The following is an 18,286-nucleotide window of genomic DNA, read 5'->3' on the forward strand; positions in this document are numbered from 1 at the left end:
TCCGGGGCCGGAAGTCAACGAAAATCCGCCCGTCGGCCTGTGCCGGGCATGAGAGAGACAAGTGCCGCTGTAAGCTTGTTTCACTACTCGGTGGAGCTGACCACGAGGTCAATCTCGGTTCCGATGTTCAGTTCGGTGCCCTGCGATTCAGACTGTTCGAGCACCGTCTCGGGAAGGTAGTTTTCGTCCGTCCGGTAGCTGATAAGACCGAGTTTCAGGGCCTTGTCCTCGAGCCGCTTTTGGGCTTCGTCTATGGTCAGGCCGATCACGTTGGGCATATAGGTGAAATCCGAGGCGCGCCCATGGTTGACCATCAGGTTGACGTACGAGCCAAGGGGTATTTCGGATCCTGCATAGGGGTAAGAGAAAACGACCACCTTTTCGGGGATGGTGTCGGAAACGGCCCATGCGATTTCGCCCAGTTTCAGTCCCGCCGACTCCAGTTCCAGCATGGCCTGCCGGACAGACTGGCCGGCCATGTTCGGGATGACGACCTGCTTCTGACCCAGCGAGACAACGAACTTGATGTCGCGTCCCGGCTTGACCTTGGTGCCGGCCACGGGATACTGGCTGAGGACCGTCCCGTGCGCCTTTCCGGGGGAGTATTCTTCCGAGGCGATCTGGTAGCCCAGGCCAAGATTATCGAGCGAAATCTGGGCTTCGATCAGCCGCTGGCCGGAGAAGTCCGGCAGCGGGAACTCCGCTCCCTGGCGGGTTACGATCGGCATTACGATCCTGTCGACTATTATTACGGCAAGGAGAAGACCGATCAGGGGCAGGATGACGGTCAGCACGATTTTCCGCTGACGTGAACCCGGGGGGAGCCATTTGTCCATCCATCCCCGGCGGCGGTAAGCCGAGTGGCTCAATCTGGTGGCACGTATTTGGTTCATACTTGTTTTTACTCAGCCCGCAGCAGATAGGTTCGGCCTTGTCGGGATACGTTCCGGACTCAGGCGGCTCAAATCAAGGTTTAACAGCACGGCCGTAAGATCAGGGGTTCAGCTTGCGCCTGAGTCGGGCGCAAAAAGAGCCGTCGAGGCCGTTGTCGGCGGGATACGTTTTGACGAAGCCGCGCTCCGTGGCCAGCGAGGCGTCGAAGAACTGGCCCGCCGGGTCGATTTCGAACTGGTCGTTGCGCAGCAGTAATTCTTCCACAATCTGGTCGTTCTCGCGGCGGATTATGGTGCAGGTGGAGTACACCAGTACACCGCCCGGTTTGACCAGCCGGGCGGCCCGGTCGATCATCATTGTCTGCACCTTGACAAGATTGTCGATATCCTCGGTCGTCTTGGACCAGCGAAGGTCGGCCAGTTTTCCGGCGGTTCCCCATCCGGAACAGGGGGGATCAAGCAGCACGCGGTCGAACGGTCCGCCGGTGAAATCGGCAACATCACAGACCACCGGGGCAATGATCCGCAGGCCCAGGCGGCGCGCGTTTTCGGTCAGGAGTTTCAGGCGCGCTCGTGATTTATCGACCGCCGTAACGCGTCCTTTGTTTCGCATGCGCATGGCTGCATAAGTCGACTTGCCTCCGGGGGCGGCGGTCAGGTCGGCGACTTCCGAGCCTGGTTTCGGATTCAGCAGTCGCACCGGCAGGCCGGCGGATTCATCCTGCACAAAAACCTTGCCGGTTCTGATCAGTTCGGCCTCCAGCGGCAGCCCGCTCATCTCTATGTGTACGAACTCCGGCAGGTACTTGCCGAACGAGAATTCGATGTTGTTCTTCTGCAGAATGTTGGCTACCTCATCCGGCTTGGTTTTCAGGAAGTTCACCCGGTAGGTGACACGCGGCGGCCGATTGTACGCGACCAGCAGCGGTTCGGTTGCTTCCAGGCCAAACTCGTTCAGGCAGTATTGCACGAAGTAGTCCGGGTAGCTGTAGTAGTTGCCCAGGAAATTGACCGGGTCCTCGTTCTTGTCCGGGTAGACCACCTTGTCAGGCTCGCGGAGCTTGGCGCGCATGACGGCGTTGACCAGACGAGCCTGGGCTTCGTCGCCGAAGTGCCTGGCCAGGTTCACCGATTCCGAGACGGCGGCGGCGTGAGGGACGCGATCGGTGAACAATAACTGGTAGAAGCCCAGGCGCAGGATGTTCGACAGGTTTATGGGCAACTCCAGCGAGGGGCGCGCGAGGTAGAACTTCATCTCGAAATCAAGGCGGCGGCGCATCTTGGTGGTGCCGTTGACAAGTTGTTGCAGGAAGCGGATGTCGAGCGGACGGAAACCTCTTCTCTGGATGACTGACTTTACGGCGTGGTCGGTCTGTTCGCCGTTCTGTATGCGTATGATCGCCTCCAGGGCGGCCGCACGAACCGTATCGTACCGAGTCGTCGAGCCTGTCTTATTTCCCGCGGCCATAACCGATCATATCTCCATCGCGTCTATTTTCTTGCCGTCCGGCTGTACCCGGTACACTTCGGACCGGTGGAAGGCAAGTGCGGCGATATCCGTTTTCAGGCCGTCGGTCAGAAACTCCATGACCTCGTCCGGCCGGGTGTACCCGCCCTCGCCAAGGCCGAGGACCATGCTCAGTTGCCGTTCCCCGACGGAGAGTTCGAATATCGCCGGACGAACGTCGACCTGCCTGGTTTCCTCCTTGCCGCTTCGTGTAACTTCGAGTGACTCGGTGTCCATGACGTTCACAACGGCGGCACGCAGGGCGGTCACGTCCTGCCAGGCATCCAGCGGCAGCGTGTAGACGACGCGGTTCAGGGCCGACGACAGTGAGGCCGTTTTTGCGAGAACCGCTTTAGCCTCGTGCAGTTCGATCTCCTCCGGCAGGGCCTTCGTGAGCAGCTCGATCATGTACGGCATCAGGTTGGCTTTCAGCGTGATATCGACGTACTCGGCGCTGGAAGTAAACCCGAGCGGCAGCGGCGGCCCGAACGACAGCTTCATCGTCGGGTTGTAACCGAGGCTGTAAGCTACGGGAAGCCCGGCGCGACGGATCGTCCTCTCTATCATCCGCAGGTTGTCACGGTGCGACATGAAGCGGTAACGCGCCGTCTTGCCCCAGCGTATGCGTACGCGGTTTTTCGTCGGCGCAGCCTGGTTACGCCCGGCCAGTTTCCTCTTGACCCGACCGAACGTTCTTTCGCCGGAAGCCTCCTCGCCCGGTTCGTGCGCCGCTGTGAGCGGGCCGGTGTACTGACCTATCTGCGCCGACGTCCGCTCCCGTTCCGCCCTGAGGTGTTCGACCGAGGGGCCTTTGCGGATATGTGACCACGGGAGGTTTTGGGAAAAGGGAATGGCCCCGTGGTGTTCGCCGAGATCGATCTTCTGCGTCTCGAAAGCTCTTTTCCATGCCTCAAAGTCAAAGTCTTCGCTCCAGCTGTCGAAACGGCAGCCATTGCGGAAGGCGCTTTCGACGACGTCGGCCATGCGCCTGTCTCCACGGCCCAGGATTCCCACCAGCATTGCCAAGGGGGTGCTGTGGTATCGGAAATGAACCTGTCCCAGCCGGGTGTGCGTTTTGATGAACCTGACCTTGTCATAAATGACGTTCTCGGGGACGATTTCGTCCCACTGGAACGGGGTGTGTGGTTTCGGCACGAACGGCGACAGGGTCACGTTGATGGTCGTTTTGCCTTCGTATTCGCGGCTGATCCCGTGAATGGTGCGGCACATATTCACGATCCCCCGCAGGTCGTCCTCGGTCTCGGTCGGCAGGCCGATCATGAAGTACAACTTTATCTTCGAGAAGCCCTTCTGGAAGGCCAGCCGTATCGAATCATAGATCGCGGCATCCGAAATGTTTTTCCGGATAAACGTGCGGAGTCGTTCCGTACCCGCCTCCGGGGCGAGCGTCAGTCCTCCCTTGCGGAACCGACCGATTGAGTCGAGCAGCGTCGGCGTGACGGAATCCGGTCGAAGGGACGGCAGAACCAGCGAGACCTGTCGGGGCTCAAGCTGCTGGGCCAGCGTGGCAGCCAGCGGCTCGATGTCCGGGAAGTCGGAGCTTGACAGGGAAAGCAGGGAGACCTCGCCGTAGCCGGTGTGCTGCAACTGCGTGTCGACCTGGTGTACGATGTCCTGCCCGGACCTGAGGCGTACGGGGCGGTAGATGGTCCCGGCCATGCAGAAGCGGCAGCCCTGCGGACAGCCGCGCATGATCTCGACACCGAGATGAGTGTGCGCGGTCTCGATAAGCGGCACCAGCGGCCTGGCCGGGTAATAGGCGGGTTTCAGTTGCGGGACGAGGCGCGCCCTGATCTCGGCCGGTGCAAACTCCGTCAGCGGTACCCGGTTGTCGTCGTAAAATGCCGGTATGTAAACCGATTCGACCGCCCGGCAAAGCGCCTCCAGCTTCTCCGCGCGGGAAGCCCCCCGCATATCGCCAAGGATGCCGAGTATCTCCGGCAGGCCTTCTTCAGCGTCACCGATGAAAAAGACGTCGACAAACGGTGCGAGCGGTTCGGGGTTGTAAACGGCCGGCCCGCCAGCCATGACCAGCGGCTGATCGTCGGTGCGGTCCCGAGCTCTCAGGGCAATGCCCGCAAGGTCCAGCATGGCCAGAATGTTGGTGTAGACCGTTTCATCCACCACCGTGAACCCGATGGCGTCGAACCGGCTTACCGGCCGGGACGATTCCAGCGAGAAAAGGGGTATATTCTCGCGCCGCATGATCTCTTCGGCGTCCCGGTCGACCGCGAAAACGCGCTCGCAGAGGAAACGATCGTCACTGTTGACGACGTGGTAGAGTGATTGCAGCCCCACGTAGGACATCCCGAGCTCGTACTTGTCCGGGTACGCGTGTACGTAGTTTACCCTGCCCTGGGGATTCTTTACAATCCGGCCCGGTTCACCGCCGGCGTATCGGCCGGGCTTGATGACGTAGGGAAACAGCTTTCTTTCCAGCAGGTCTCTCATCTGGGAATCACGTGCTACGGTTACAAGGCAGACCTTTCCCGGTCCCATAGATACACGATTTTGCGTTCCCTTGCAAGGCGTAAGTGAGCAGTTTGGGGTGGGCTTTCAGGCCTGTTCGAGAGACAGGTAGGGAACGGCGTTGGCGATCAGTTCGCCCGGACCGACCTTCTTGTATCGGTAATAGCCCGCGGCGGCGATCATGGCCGCATTGTCCGTGCACAGCTCGAGCGACGGATAAAAGAGCCTGCGGCCGGGGGCCAGTCTCTCAGCCAGCATTTGCCTGAGCCGGCTGTTGGCCGCCACGCCGCCGGAGATCGTAACGTGCCGCACCGCCTTTTCAACGGATGCCCGGACTGCTTTCTCCACGAGCACCTCGACCACCGCCTCCTGAAACGAGGCGGCGATGTCAGAGAGGTGAAGTTCGAATTCTTCCTTGCCGATGCGACCGAGGTAGAGAGCCACGGCCGTTTTCAGGCCGGAATATGAAAACTGGTAGTCCTCGTGTCGCAGGGCGCGGGGAAAGCGATGGTAGCCCGGGTCGCCGTCCGCGGCCAGGCGGTCGATCTCGGCGCCGCCGGGGTAGCCGAGTCCCATCAGTTTCGCCACTTTGTCAAACGCCTCGCCCGCGGCGTCGTCCCGCGTGCGGCCGAGGATATTGTACTGCCCGAACTCGATCACCTCTACCAGCAGCGTGTGGCCGCCGGAAACGACGAGGGTCAGGTGGTGCTGATCGAGGTCGCGATGCTCCAGGATATTCGCGGAGATGTGGCCCTCGAGGTGGTTGACCGGGACAAACGGGAGGTCACGCGCGTACGCCAGTCCCTTGGCAAAAGTCAGCCCGACCAGCAGCGGACCCACCAGCCCCGGTCCCTGGGTGGCGGCAACGAGGTCCACGTCGTCCAGCGTCACGCCGGCTTCCCGGAGCGCTTCCTGGAACGTCGGCACGATAGTCTTGATGTGTTCGCGGCTCGCGACCTCCGGGACGACACCGCCGTACTTTGAGTGGACCATCTGGGAGAGGATCACGTTGGAGAGGACCTCGCGGCCGTCACGCACGACAGCCGCCGAGGTCTCATCGCAGGACGTTTCAATCCCGAGTGTCAGCATCCTGTCCCAGGATTACCCGGGTGGAGTCGATGGAGGACTTTTTCACCCGGAAATTGGACGGGCAGTCAATCTTAACGGCGGTGTAGCCGGCGGCGTCAAGACGACGGAAATCGACGGAAACGGTCAGGGCGTTACGATTGAGAAGGTCGATGTCTTCGGGCGGGCCGGTAAGTTCGATGTCCACGGTGGCCGGATCCGTCAGAACGGCCTGCCCCGGCGGGGCATTGTAGACCACGATGGGCAGAGCACTGTACACCCTGGTCTTGACGGGGACGACCTCGATCTCGAGCGTGACCGAGTCGGGGCGTACGGTGTACCCGTGCCCGGGCGGGGACATCACGGCCATGGTTAACGAAATGCTGTTGCGAAGGGACGTCAGCTGCTTTTTCTCCGTAAAGACGCTCGTGAAGCGCCCCAGGGTCGTTCGCGGGCCGCTGAGTGTCACGTTCTCCGGGGAAGAGACGTAAATCCGGCTGATGGCGAAGCCGTCGTCGGCTTGCGCGGTGATGTCAGGGGTCACCGGCAGACTGACTTCTTCCAGATGATCGATGTGCAACTGGATCTCTCTCGGCAGGACGACCTCGTCCAGCGAGATGTCTCCGGAGGGGCTGACCAGAAAGGTGTTGGCGGGCGTGAGAGTGATGTTGTAGCGGCCCGCCGGAAACCCGGTGGCGTTGATCCGGACGCCGCGCTCGCGCCACTTTTCCCTGAGCAGTTTCTTGCCGTTGGCCGAGACTGCGACCAGCAGCGAATCCGGGGGCTCACGCAACAGGGTAAGGGAATCCTTGAGGATGACCCCGTTCACCGGCAGCTTCAACTCATAATTGTACGTCTTCTCGGTGGCCACGTGCAACCACACGAGAAAGCCCATGAGCAGGGCAATCAGTTTGAGCCAGAAATTGTCAAGCAGGCGCATAGTCTACGTACCCGCTGTAGTTTGGTCTCGACACACGGGTTCGATGGTACGCGCATAGTCTACGAAATGGACCGCGGTCAATCAACCATTAAAGTGCCAGCCGGTCAGTCGATGCGATCGGGATTGTTCCAGAAGAATCGGGTCAGACCGAGATCGGTCCCGACCCATATGTAGTCGCCGTCAAGGAGAAGGGCATTGACGGTGCTCGAAGCCAGGCCGTCGTCAGTCGTAAACTCCCTGCTGAACCGGTCCCGGCGGTCCAGAAAGATCAGCGTCATCCCTCTGTCAGAGGCGGCGGCCGCGATTCTGTCGTTGACGGCGAGGGCCCGACCCCCGGCCCGTCGGGTGAAGTCTCGGAAAGGAACCGTCTCGCCGCTGCTCATATCCAGGCTCAGCAGCCCGTCGTCAGAGGCGAACCAGACCTTGTTCCCATACGATTCGATGTCGTAGACCCGGGCAAACAGGACGCCGTGAGGATCATCAAACCGCTGCAGGTTCCCCTCAACCAGCGACAGCCGGTAGGCGCCGATATCGGAGCCGATCCACAGAAAATCGCCGATCACCTCCAGATCGTATATCAGGCGGCCCCCGAACTGGTTCGCGTAGACGTGGCCGATCGAGTCCGTGGCAAGGTCAATCAGGTCCAGTCCGCGTCCGGTGCCGACAAACAGCGAGTCGTGCCGCTTCTCCAGGGCCAGGATCTCGAAGTCGGAAAGGCCCTGGCGCCGGCCGAAACGTTCGACAACCTGCCATCGTTGCAGGTCTGCAACGTACAGGCCGTCGGCCGTCCCGATGTAGAGGGCGACGCTGTCCCCTTCGAGGCAGTAAATGTCGGATGCGGGGAACGATCCCTGCACGCCCGATTCCAGGTAGGCAAACGAGTTGTCGTTGACGTTGAACGCCGTCAGGCCGGTGCGATAGCTGTTACCCATCCAGCCGGCAATCCACAGGAGGCTGTCGTCGCGATAGAGCGTGTTCACCTGGTTTTGCACCAGGCCGTAGGGCAGCAGTTCCAGCAGACGGGCCGAGCTGCCGGCCACTCCGGCGCCGTACCCCCAGGTGCCGATCCAGAGGTCGCCGCTCTGGTCGTCGAGGACGTCGACGATGGGGTACGTTCTGTTGTACGGATCGACAACGCTCTGGGACTCGACGAAGTTGAGACTGGTCGACGGGATGAGGTCCTGCGGAGTGGCAATGTGTTCGTTGTCCGACTCGATATCAGGCAACTCGTTGATAGGGTACCAGCGGTCGAACAGCCGGTTGTACTCGTACAGCCCGGAGCCGGTCCGAACGTAAAGATAGTCGTCGAAGTGCTCCACCCAGACGCGGGCGGGTTGTTCGTTCTCCATGCCCTCAGCGCCGGTCAGCGGCAATTCCCATCGGCTCTCGAGCTTGTTGTACCGGATAATGCCGCCGGGCGTTGCGAAGTAGACGTGCGTCATGGAACTGGCCACGGAGCTGATGTAGTTAAAGTCGGCCCACGTGACCGCCTGGTCCTTCGGGCGAATGCCGCGAGCGTCCGATACGATGAGGAGCAACACCGCGGCCGGCAGGATGAAAAAGATGCGGCGAATCATGCGACTTGCTTCCCCAACAGGTCGAGCACGAAGGCGGCGAACAGCGACGTGCCGTACACGAGAGCGTCCTCATCGGCCATGAACTCGGGCGAATGCCAGGGTTTGTCGGCCCCTATCTTTCGGTTCCTGATACCGAGGCGGAACATGGCCCCCGGGACCTTCTGAAGGTAGCGGGCGAAATCCTCGCCGCCCAAAACGAGATCGGTCTGAACGATCTTTCCGTCTCCGAAAAGCGCCCGGTAATTCCTTTCGTACAGGCGGTTGGTGCCGGGGTCGTTCCTGAGCACGGGGTAGTCGGCGACGGGCTTCAGTTCGCACGTGGCACCGTGAGCCCGACAAATGCCGGACGCCGTGCGTTTGATCAGGGACGGGACTTTGCGGTACAGTTCTTCGGAAAGAGTGCGCGCCGTCCCGACCAGCCGAACCCTGTCGGGGATCGTGTTTCTTGCCCGGCCGCCTTCGACCTGGCCGAACGTGATCACGGCGGGCGCGATGGGGTCGATTTTGCGCGAGACTACCGTTTGCAGCGAGCCGACCACTTCCGCCGCGGCGACCAGGGCGTCCACCGCCGTGTGCGGCCGCGCGGCATGACCGCCGCGACCGTGGATGATCAGGTCAAAATCGTACACCGCTCCCATGCACACGCCGTCACGCAGGGATATCTTTCCGGTCGGCAGGTCGGGGTCGACGTGCGCGCCGAGTATCGTGGAAACGCCTTTCAGGGCGCCGTTTTCGATCATCGCAAGCGCCCCGCCGGGCGGCTGCTCTTCGGCCGGCTGAAAGATAAAGCGCACGTTGCCGTTCAGCCGGTCACGCATTTGGCTCAGTAGCGCCGCCGCTCCGAGTGCCGTCGCCGTATGTACGTCATGTCCGCAGGCATGCATGCGATCCCTGACCCGTGACCTGAAGGACAACCCTGTTTGTTCATGAACCGGCAGAGCATCGATGTCAGCGCGAATGGCCACAGTCGGACCCGAACCGCGGCCTGACAGTTCCGCCAGTACGCCCGTCTTCATCTTGAGCGGAAGGACCCTCAAGCCGATCTTCCTGATTTCCCGCTTGAGAAACTTCGTGGTTTCGAATTCCTCGAAGGAAAGTTCGGGGTGCATGTGCAGGTGCCTTCGCCAGGTGACCTGTTTTCGGTGCAGTCGCCTGGCGGCCGCCCTGACCTCGTTGATGTGATCCGTGTTCAGGCTCATCTCGTTTCTTCTACACGCCAGAGGGTTATAGTTGCTCGATCTCCTGGGGTTGCCGGTGATGGCGGTCCGTTTCGTTGTAGTGCTTATGCTTGTTGGCCAGGAGGTGCGCCACGCGCAGGGGTTCCGGGAGGCGGAAACCTCTCAGGCAGCGCACCACGATCTCCCGGGCAAAGGTTATGTCGCAACGGTGTCCGGGAGAGACGAAAATCGGCTTTACATTGTCCTTGCTTCGATACACAACGCCCACCTCGCTGCCGCGGAAGGTGATCGGCTGCCAGGCACCTCGGGCTGTGTCGACCGGCTTCTGGTGGCCTGCCAGCAGCCTGCGAGCACAGCCGATGGTGGGTTTGTCGAAGGCGATCCCGATATGGCAGGCCATGCCGCACCGTCTCGGGTGAGCGATCCCGTGGGCGCTGACCAGAATCAGGTCGGCGTCGGTGTCCAGGTCGGCCAGCGCCCTGATGATGACCGGCCCCTCCCGGAAGTAAAAAAGCCCCGGGTAGTACGGGAACGATACCGGCATCTGGGCATAGCTGCGTTCAATTTCCTGAAGGTCCGGAAACGTCATCACCACGGCTGCTGCATAGATGAACCTGCTGGCATAACCGTACGCCGTGTCGACGGCGGCGATCAGAGACGGTTCCTCGGTGTCTTCCTGGATCAGAACCGTTCGAGTAGCCTGGTCCTGGTGCGCATAGGCCTCAGGCTTGGTCGCCGGCCACGGATGCTGATACGATAGTTCCATAAGTGAATCCGTTGCGATCAGATAACCGGAGTGAACAGAACGGCCGCGTCCGTAAGCCCGAGGTGTCAGTATGTTCTGCCGCGCGTGGTTCCTTGTACCCGAACTTTTGAAGATCGCCAGCGGAACAGGTATTACCCTGTAAGTACGCACGTTGCTGATCGTTTGTCAAGTTTGCAGCCCGCCTCTGATCCCCGCGACGTGTTGAAGCCCTGAAAAAGTGAAAAAAGAGAGTGCCGTCGCGGCGCTTATTGGCTACCATGGGGGCACTGAAAGGGGCTTGTCGACTCTGCGTAAATATTGCCGTGCGGGCCGGCGGCCTTGTGCAGGAAGTGATCCCGGTGGGGCTCAATCCCGTGGCAGTCTTCGAGGTAACGTATGCCGCCAACCAGCCGTGACAGGTCTGCGGCCGTTCTTTTGTCCCGCCAGGCCCTGCGGCCGACCGGGCGGTCGCAGTGGGTTTGCCGGGTGGCTGAGGCCGTCCGCTACGTCAAGGAGAAGGGCTGTTTGCTCCATACCTCCGTCGGTATGCAGACGTGGGACCTGCTCACGGCGCTTGCTTCGATGGAGCACATCCCGGTGCGCATCTTCGTGACTTCCTCCGAACCAAACCGGTTCGTGCATCGCCGCCAACGGATACTGTACGACTTCGACCTTTCGCCGCAGGCGACGGATTTCGTGCCGGTGGAGCCTGTTGCAGGCTGCGCGACCAAAGAGGCCGTGTTGCGGATTCGAGACGAAGCCGTCATCGAGGGTGCCGACCTGCTGGTTCCGGTATCGGTGCGCCACGGCGGACACATGTATACATTCATCGCGGCGAGCGGGAAGCCGGTCGTCTCAGATTTTCAGGTCCCGTACCAGCCACGGGGATCAGCGCTGGCCTACCGACTGCCGCCGGACTGCACGTGGTCCGGCGCGATTCGGTCCGAGGGACAATACCTGTACCACTGGACTCGGGGCGTGAGTCACGCCTGGCCGGACGAGCGTCAGATCGAGTTCTACCGCGACGTTATTACGTCCGATGAATGGCCTCGCGGCGCCCTGGCGACCCTGCGGCGGATACTGCGCACTAAACGCATTATCGCTTCCGGGCGCCACATGCCGGGCGGCGAGCCGACGGTGTCGTTTTCGGCACTGTCGCCGGACGAAACCGTCCCTCTCATGCGCTGGCGGTCTCGCTATGCCGAGATGTCTTTTGAACCCTACGGCCTGGGTATTGACTGTGCCTGGGCGGAGCGACGAGGAGCACGACCCGTCCGCTATTGTTCGAAGCAATCAGAGGCCGAATCTTCCGAGTCCCCCCTCTGGTTGCAGCAGTCGGTGGGCCGGGTCACGGACTGGCGGTCAGAGAAGGAGTTCCGTCACCGCGGAGATTTCTCGCTGGAAGGGATTCCCGCCGATCGGATGGTGCTGCTGTGCCTGCACAGGGATGAAGCTGCAATGCTGGAACGGGAGTTCGGTATATCGTCAATATACGTAAGGTGACGAAACCTCGCAGCGGTCCTATTTGAGCAGCATCATTTTCTTCGTGGCCGAATGCTCACCGGCCTCGACTCTATAAAAGTAGATACCGCTGCCATACGCCTCGGCATTCCATTCAATCGACACCCGGCCGACACCGGCCCGACCGGTCTCTTCGTGAACGATCTGTCCCAGGGTGTTGAATATGGTCAGCCGGTATTCCGACGCCCGGGGCAGGTCGAACAAGATGACGGTCGCGGGGTTGAATGGATTGGGGTGGTTCTGGTGGAGCACGAACGTCCGTGGCAGCGGCTTGTCGCCGGAGAAGGGGACATCGGTTATCACGACGGAATCCGTGCGCGCGGCGGCACCGCTGATATCTGCAAAGCTGTTGCCGGCCAGAAGGGCAAACGTCACCGTGTCGGACCCCCCCGGCTCGAAATCCAGCGGCCCGGCGGCGACGAGCTGAAAAAGTGCGTTCGGGGAGTTCCGGTAGGTGTTGGCCGTTCCGAACCCGTCCGTGAGCGCCTGGTATTTCTCCCACATCACGAATCCGTCGCCATCAAACGCCGGGATCACTACGAAGGATTCCTTTTCCGTCAGGGCGGTTGCCGGCGGACCCTCGAGCAGCTTCGCTCCCCGGTAGTCTCTGGGTGAACCGCCGTTGTAGTAGGCAATCCAGGCAAACTCCTTGTCCGCCTCGTAGCCGCCCACGCTCTGGGTGTAGATGCCGGCCGCGTCCCAGTTCAGATACAGGCCGGTGTAAACGCCGCTGAGGGCCGAACCGCTCCGGTTTTGAAGAATGTACCGCATCACGATGATGTCGCTGTTGCCGCCGGTGCTGGCAAACGATTCCTGGATGATCTCCAGGCCCAGCGGGTTGGCAGCGTTGCTGTCGTTGAATATCGAATACGTCTGCTCCGTGGCCAGCGGTCCGGGGGACGTGAACACCAGGTCGCCGCCTGCGGCCACCCTGAAATCGTTCTCGGGTTCAAAGATGTACGTGTGCACGCCGCTTGAAACCCGCGTGTAGTCGTCACCGACAATCAGCCCGCCCTCGTACAATTCGTTGGTGCCGCCGTCGAACCGAAAGCCCGCTCCCGGTCCCGGAACGTAGGAGACCGGCCCGAACCCGTAGACGCCGAAATTCGACAGGCTGAATTCAATTCGCCCGGTGTTGTGGGTGACGACGGACTTGCCGGCCGGGGGGCCGACCAGAAAGTGCAGCCGTGCGGGCACAGTGAGATCGGTCCCGCTGATGAGAAAATCAATCGAGAGGATCTGCCCCGGCGTCACGGTGTCGGAGACAACGGCACGAATGCTGTCCGCGGACCGTACGGTATCACGCGGTGACATATTGCCGAAAAAGGCTGATGCGTTGAGCACGGTCAGCGAGGGTTGACTCCCGGTTATCGCGGCCGACACGTTCGTCACGGCGGCACCGAGGCACTCCAGAACGACCGCACCGGCGACCGTGTCGCCGGGCGAAATCGGCGGATAGTCGAAATCGTAAACGCGCACGTTGGCTGACACCTCCGGGCCGTCGAGCGAATCCAGCGCCGCCGGGCAGTCAATGGCTCCCCAGCCGAAGTTGTTGTTGGGCAGTGTTCCGAAGTTGGGGTGAGACGTGGCCGAACTGAGAATAGCCTGCTTGATCTCGTTGACCGTGGCGTTCGGATTCTTCTGCCGCAACAGTGCTACCAGCCCCGATACGTGGGGCGTAGCCATCGACGTGCCGGACATCTTGCCGTATGTATTGCTCGCCTTGGTGGAGCGGATTTCAAACCCGGGCGCCACGACGTTTGGTTTGACGGCTCCGTTGCAGTCGGATGGTCCCCGAGAGGAATTCGGGGCGATACTGTCGACAAGGTGCTTGAGATTGCCGACCGCGAAGCAATCCAGGATATCGTTGGCCCGGTTAGCCGGGTTGGTGATGGTTTGGGTTCCGAAAAGTCCGCTGTTGCCGGCGGCGAAGATGTTGACGATGCCGAGCGCCTCGGTGTTGTCGATGGCGTCGGAGAAAATGTCCTGGCAATCGATACTCCAGTCGATCCGGTCGAAACCCCAGCTGTGGTTGATCACGTCCGGAACGTCATCGACCGTGTTAGGATTGCCGTCGGGGTCCGCCGCCCATTCGAAGGCGCGCAGGATGACCGTAGCACCGACGTCCACCACCGCCGCCGCAATCCACCGGGCGCCCGGCGCGACCCCGGTGGTGTCACCGGCTACGTCGTCGTGCCCGACCATGATTCCCATGACGTGGGTGCCGTGGTTGGGAGAGACAGGCTGTGTATGCGGGAACGATTCACCGAAGATGGGGTCAAACCAGGCGGCGGCGGAATCGCCGTCGTGCCCCTTCCAGTTGCTGAATAAGGCATCGTGGTCGCCGTCGATGCCCGTGTCGAACGAGCAGACCAGTCGCCCGCTGCCGGTGTAGCCCATAGCCCAGGCCTGGTCGGCTTTGATATAGGCAAGGTTGCTCTGGACGGAATCTGTGCCCAGCGCACCCCCCGGGGAGTTCGGGCGGTCCGGCTCAATCAGATAAATTTGAGGCACCGGTTGGATGATCTGGACGTCCGGTCGTTCCGCCAGCGCCCGGAGGCTGGCGGCGGCTACCTGCGCCTCCACCACGTTGACAATCCAGTAGCCGTGCACGTTGTCGGCCTTGTCCGCCGCCTGCAACTCGCGGAGCCTGCCGAGCAAACTCGCCTGCGCACCGTCATGTTCCGCCCGCAGTCGCGCCAGGCCGAGAGTGTGCCGCCCGGCACGGGTAGCCGCCTGCTCCTGAAGTACCGCTCCGAGACGCTCCAGGCCGCGGGGTTCAGGCAGCTTGATCCACACTTTGATCAAGTCATCGCCCGGCCTGTTTGCGATTTGGCGCTCCAGTTCGGGCGCCAGCGCGCCCGCCCGGGCCGCAGGCATGGTCATCGCAACAACGAAAAGGCACAGTGAGAGCATGCTCAGAAGCTTCATCGGAGTCTCCAGATTATAGACGGACCGGTGTTGTCATCCTTCCAGCGAAAAGAAGGCCGGCTGCCGACTGCCGCGCCGGGAGTCCACTTTCGCAGCCGGTTGTAAGATAGTATACTTGGTGCGGTAAGTAAAGCGCCGCATAGACGAACCCCGCGGGGACGGTACCGCAATGAGGCTGAGTGAGGTGACCGGATGAGCGAGCAACCGACACAAAAGGACCACGCGCTGCTTCGAGGCATGCTGGAAGATTTCGCCAGGAACTGGCTGGCCCACGACGGTCTCTGGTTTCAGGCCGTGGAAAAGCGCCTGGGTATTCAAGAGGCGATTGAACTGGACACGGAAGCCTGGGAGGCGTTCACCGTGCTGGAGGCCCGGCGGATCATGCAACGGCACTCCATTGCCCCGGACAGCGGCCTCGAGGGACTCAAGAAGGCGCTGCAGTTCCGCCTGTATGCCTTCGTGAACAAGCAGGAAATTCGGAACGAGACGGAGAAGTCGTTCGAGTTTTACATGCTTGATTGCCGTGTCCAGTCTGCCCGCAAGCGCAAGAACATGCCCCTGTTCCCGTGCAAATCGGTCGGGCTGGTGGAGTACGCAGGCTTCGCCGGAACCATTGACCGGCGCATCAGCACCGAGTGCATCTGTTGTCCGCCCGATGAGCGGGCCGGCGACGAATTCTACTGCGGCTGGCGATTCACGCTGCAGGAGTAATTGGCGGTCCGGGCTTGTCTGCCCGGGAACACGGCCGTGCTTCGCCGGGAAGCGCGCAGTCAGCGGCGGTCCGGTCGGCCGAAGAAATCGACGGTCCTGCGCAAACCCTGCTCGAAGTCAACCGTCGGGTCGTATCCGTACTTCCGAAACTTATCCACCGCCGCGTACGAATGACGGATGTCTCCGGGCCGGGAAGCATCGTACGTGGCTGCAATATCGACACCCATTATGGCGCGGAGCTTGTCCAGCAGGTCGTTGAGCGTGTACCGGGCTCCGCAGGCCACGTTGAACACGTCGCCCACGATTTCATCGTTGGTCGCGGCCAGCAGGTTGGCCTGCACGGCGTTGTCGACGAACGTGAAATCGCGCGACTGGTCGCCGTCGCCGAACACGGTCGGAGGTCGTCCCTCGGCCAGCGCCGTGATGAATTTCGGCACGACGGCGGCATACTCGCCCTGCGGGTCCTGGCGGGGGCCGAAGATGTTGAAGTAGCGCAGGCTGACGGTCGGAAAGCGATACAATTGCCAGTAAACCCGGCAGTACAACTCGCCAGCCAGCTTGGTGATTGCATACGGGGAGAGCGGCTGCGGCGCCATGCCTTCGTGCTTCGGCAACTCCTCAGACTCGCCGTAAACCGATGACGAGGACGCCGACACGAGCTTTTTCACGCCGGCCTGGCGCGCCGCCTCCAGCACGTTAAGGGTACCGTCGATATTAACCACGTTTGACGTCAGGGGATTCCTGACCGAGCGCGGCACCGACGGCAGGGCCGCCTGGTGCAGCACGTAGTCCACGCCGGCCATGGCCCGGCTGACGATCCAGAAGTCGCGGATGTCGCCCTCGATTATCTCGACCTGGTCGGCCACGTGAGCCAGGTTCTTCTGCCTGCCCGATGAGAAATTGTCCAGGACCCGGACCTGCTCGCCCCGGTCGACGAGCGCAGTAACGATGTTTGAGCCGATGAAGCCGGCTCCTCCGGTTACGAGAAAGTGCATGCGATGTCTATCCTTGTCTTGTCGTCTCCGCTATAAAGTGTCGGCTATTTAACCGCCCCGATTTACGATGATATTCTCGTTTGAGAAACTCGAGAAGCCTGTCCTGCTGGTACCTAACAGTAACACTATCCGGGCGGTTTGTAAAGTAATTCTCTGACCCCGGCAGGCGGCCTCAAACAGCCTTACTCCCGCCGGGAGTACACCGTATAATCCCAGGTCAGGGCGCTAAAGCCGGTCTCCGGGCGGTACTGCTCGAGAAAAACAGAATCACCCAGAAAGCCGCTGATGGGGCTTGATCGCGCCGCCACCAGCCAGTCGGGGGCAAAATCCAGAATCGCGGTCCCGTAAGCTCCCTGGCGGTTATACGGGATCACCTCCGGAGATATCAGGCCGTCGCGGTCCAGAATCCGCCGTTTCGAGTAGTAGCCGAGGTAGCCAATGTCTTCGGCCGCCACAAGGTCGTCCGGTTCGGCATGGGTGTACAGGTAGTATCCGATCTGCCGGTGCACGCTTTCCAGCCCCTGCTGATACTCACGGTAGCGAGCGACGGGGCGGATGTTCCCTGCCGCCAGCAGCAGCGCCAGCGCGCCGGTGACGGCGATCCCGATGGCTCTCTGACGCCGGATGGAAAGGTCCACTCCGGCAGATGCAATGCGGTCAAGCAGCCACGGCAGGGCCGCAGCCGCGAACAGCAAGTACACCGGATATATGGGCGGAATGTACCAGAAAAAGATACGGGTCGGGCTTAAGGTGAAAAAGAGGATCAGCGAGACCATCCAGACTATCTCGAGTCGTCCGAAGTACTGCTTGCGGTGCAGCCACCAGCCGCCGACAACGGCCGCAGCCGTCAGCAACCAGCCGAAGGCGTTATGCCACGCCATCACGTACACCAGGGTTTGCCAGGGAGATCCCGCCCCGAATCGGCTGTACAGAGCCAGCTTGGCCGGAATCGAGTTGGGGACGGGAGAACCGAAGTAGTACCAACTAAAGGCGCACCAGGGTCCGAGCAGAACCGCCGGAATCAGGAGATAGCGCAGCCACCCGGTGCGATCCGTAAGGACATTGTAGGCCAGCAACAGCAGCAGCAAAATGCCGCCCTCCGGTCGGGTGGCTGTGGCCAGAGTGGCCATGCCGATGGCATAATACTGGAGGCGTCGGTGCTGAAAATAAAGCCCGGCCGTGACAAGCAGCGTGAAGAACGCCGTCTCCATCCCGCAGGCATCGGCGGCCACGGAGCGGGGCCAGAGCACGTACAGGAGTGCGGGCAGAACCGACAGACGCATAAGGCGCAGCGAGCACGCCCAGCGATAAAGGATCATCGCGGTCAGGCCGGAACTGATTACGGACACGACCAGGGCGGCTGCGACCGGTGCAACTCCCGACGTGGCGAACATCGCCAGGACCAGCGTGAACAGCGGAGTGGAGGTCCCCAACACGTGCTCGCCGGCGTTGTACACAAAACCAAGTCCCGCGACGAGATTGCGGGCATATCGAAACGTGATGAACGCATCGTCGGCAATGAACCCGGTCAGGTGGTGAAAGGCCAGCCGTGCCGCCACCGCGGCGGTGAATAACCAGATCACGTGGCGCTGTGAAGACGTCATCGCCCGCTGCCCGTGATCGCTGTCGCCCAACGGAAGCCCATAGACCATGGATAGCACGCACGCGTATCAATGTCAACGGACGCTTTTGAAGGGAATGGACGGAGCCTGACGGTACCCGACCCGAGACAA

13 protein-coding genes are annotated in these 18,286 nt (G+C 61.4%); 2 read left to right on the plus strand and 11 right to left on the minus strand.

The features are described from left to right. Window positions 1–83 precede the first annotated feature (83 nt). The 8 genes from VMY05_06230 to VMY05_06265 all read right to left on the minus strand — a co-directional run bounded on the left by VMY05_06230 (window position 84) and on the right by VMY05_06265 (window position 10,416). A complete protein-coding gene (locus VMY05_06230) occupies window positions 84–893 on the minus strand; it encodes a PASTA domain-containing protein (GenBank protein HUV30664.1) in 810 nt (269 codons plus the stop codon). A 100-nt stretch (window positions 894–993) separates the two neighbouring features. Continuing rightward, window positions 994–2,361 (minus strand): 16S rRNA (cytosine(967)-C(5))-methyltransferase RsmB, encoded by a 1,368-nt coding sequence (gene rsmB / locus VMY05_06235; GenBank protein HUV30665.1) that lies wholly within the window; start codon window positions 2,359–2,361, stop codon window positions 994–996. Between the two features lie 6 nt (window positions 2,362–2,367). Then, entirely contained in the window at window positions 2,368–4,872 is a 2,505-nt protein-coding gene (locus tag VMY05_06240; protein HUV30666.1) for a TIGR03960 family B12-binding radical SAM protein, read from the minus strand. A 105-nt stretch (window positions 4,873–4,977) separates the two neighbouring features. After that, window positions 4,978–5,979, minus strand: coding sequence for a tRNA (adenosine(37)-N6)-threonylcarbamoyltransferase complex transferase subunit TsaD (gene tsaD / locus VMY05_06245; GenBank protein HUV30667.1), 1,002 nt, complete (start codon window positions 5,977–5,979; stop codon window positions 4,978–4,980). Next, entirely contained in the window at window positions 5,960–6,895 is a 936-nt protein-coding gene (locus VMY05_06250) for a CdaR family protein (GenBank protein ID HUV30668.1), read from the minus strand. Before VMY05_06250 ends, tsaD begins: the two co-directional genes overlap by 20 nt. A 104-nt stretch (window positions 6,896–6,999) precedes the next feature. After that, a complete protein-coding gene (locus VMY05_06255) occupies window positions 7,000–8,472 on the minus strand; it encodes a hypothetical protein (protein ID HUV30669.1) in 1,473 nt (490 codons plus the stop codon). Next, window positions 8,469–9,671 carry an amidohydrolase gene (locus VMY05_06260; protein ID HUV30670.1) on the minus strand — a complete coding sequence of 401 codons (1,203 nt, stop codon included), beginning with the start codon at window positions 9,669–9,671 and terminating at the stop codon, window positions 8,469–8,471. Before VMY05_06260 ends, VMY05_06255 begins: the two co-directional genes overlap by 4 nt. Before the next feature lie 25 nt (window positions 9,672–9,696). Continuing rightward, window positions 9,697–10,416 (minus strand): endonuclease V, encoded by a 720-nt coding sequence (locus tag VMY05_06265; protein ID HUV30671.1) that lies wholly within the window; start codon window positions 10,414–10,416, stop codon window positions 9,697–9,699. Window positions 10,417–10,791: 375 nt separating this feature from the next. On the opposite strand from VMY05_06265, the gene VMY05_06270 reads away from it, so the two are divergent. Beyond that, entirely contained in the window at window positions 10,792–11,898 is a 1,107-nt protein-coding gene (locus VMY05_06270) for a hypothetical protein (protein HUV30672.1), read from the plus strand. An 18-nt stretch (window positions 11,899–11,916) separates the two neighbouring features. Here the strand turns inward: VMY05_06270 and VMY05_06275 are convergent, their stop codons facing one another. Beyond that, window positions 11,917–14,847 carry a S8 family serine peptidase gene (locus VMY05_06275; protein HUV30673.1) on the minus strand — a complete coding sequence of 977 codons (2,931 nt, stop codon included), beginning with the start codon at window positions 14,845–14,847 and terminating at the stop codon, window positions 11,917–11,919. Between the two features lie 192 nt (window positions 14,848–15,039). Between VMY05_06275 and VMY05_06280 the strand changes: the two genes are divergently transcribed. After that, window positions 15,040–15,558, plus strand: coding sequence for a DUF6125 family protein (locus VMY05_06280; protein ID HUV30674.1), 519 nt, complete (start codon window positions 15,040–15,042; stop codon window positions 15,556–15,558). Between the two features lie 59 nt (window positions 15,559–15,617). Here the strand turns inward: VMY05_06280 and VMY05_06285 are convergent, their stop codons facing one another. Next, entirely contained in the window at window positions 15,618–16,553 is a 936-nt protein-coding gene (locus tag VMY05_06285; protein HUV30675.1) for an SDR family oxidoreductase, read from the minus strand. Between the two features lie 182 nt (window positions 16,554–16,735). Then, complete coding sequence (locus VMY05_06290) at window positions 16,736–18,157, minus strand: hypothetical protein (protein ID HUV30676.1); 1,422 nt, start codon at window positions 18,155–18,157, stop codon at window positions 16,736–16,738. Between the last annotated feature and the right edge of the window lie 129 nt (window positions 18,158–18,286).

The sequence above is a fragment of the Acidobacteriota bacterium genome (assembly GCA_035529075.1).
Lineage (GTDB): Bacteria > Zixibacteria > MSB-5A5 > GN15 > FEB-12 > DATKXK01.

Excerpts from the sequence above, each read along its gene's own strand:
- VMY05_06230 (HUV30664.1), bottom strand. The coding sequence starts at position 893 with ATGAACCAAATACGTGCCACCAGATTGAGCCACTCGGCTTACCGCCGC.
- rsmB (HUV30665.1), bottom strand. The coding sequence starts at position 2,361 with ATGGCCGCGGGAAATAAGACAGGCTCGACGACTCGGTACGATACGGTT.
- VMY05_06240 (HUV30666.1), bottom strand. The coding sequence starts at position 4,872 with ATGAGAGACCTGCTGGAAAGAAAGCTGTTTCCCTACGTCATCAAGCCC.
- tsaD (HUV30667.1), bottom strand. The coding sequence starts at position 5,979 with ATGCTGACACTCGGGATTGAAACGTCCTGCGATGAGACCTCGGCGGCT.
- VMY05_06250 (HUV30668.1), bottom strand. The coding sequence starts at position 6,895 with ATGCGCCTGCTTGACAATTTCTGGCTCAAACTGATTGCCCTGCTCATG.
- VMY05_06255 (HUV30669.1), bottom strand. The coding sequence starts at position 8,472 with ATGATTCGCCGCATCTTTTTCATCCTGCCGGCCGCGGTGTTGCTCCTC.
- VMY05_06260 (HUV30670.1), bottom strand. The coding sequence starts at position 9,671 with ATGAGCCTGAACACGGATCACATCAACGAGGTCAGGGCGGCCGCCAGG.
- VMY05_06265 (HUV30671.1), bottom strand. The coding sequence starts at position 10,416 with ATGGAACTATCGTATCAGCATCCGTGGCCGGCGACCAAGCCTGAGGCC.
- VMY05_06270 (HUV30672.1), top strand. The coding sequence starts at position 10,792 with ATGCCGCCAACCAGCCGTGACAGGTCTGCGGCCGTTCTTTTGTCCCGC.
- VMY05_06275 (HUV30673.1), bottom strand. The coding sequence starts at position 14,847 with ATGAAGCTTCTGAGCATGCTCTCACTGTGCCTTTTCGTTGTTGCGATG.
- VMY05_06280 (HUV30674.1), top strand. The coding sequence starts at position 15,040 with ATGAGCGAGCAACCGACACAAAAGGACCACGCGCTGCTTCGAGGCATG.
- VMY05_06285 (HUV30675.1), bottom strand. The coding sequence starts at position 16,553 with ATGCACTTTCTCGTAACCGGAGGAGCCGGCTTCATCGGCTCAAACATC.
- VMY05_06290 (HUV30676.1), bottom strand. The coding sequence starts at position 18,157 with ATGACGTCTTCACAGCGCCACGTGATCTGGTTATTCACCGCCGCGGTG.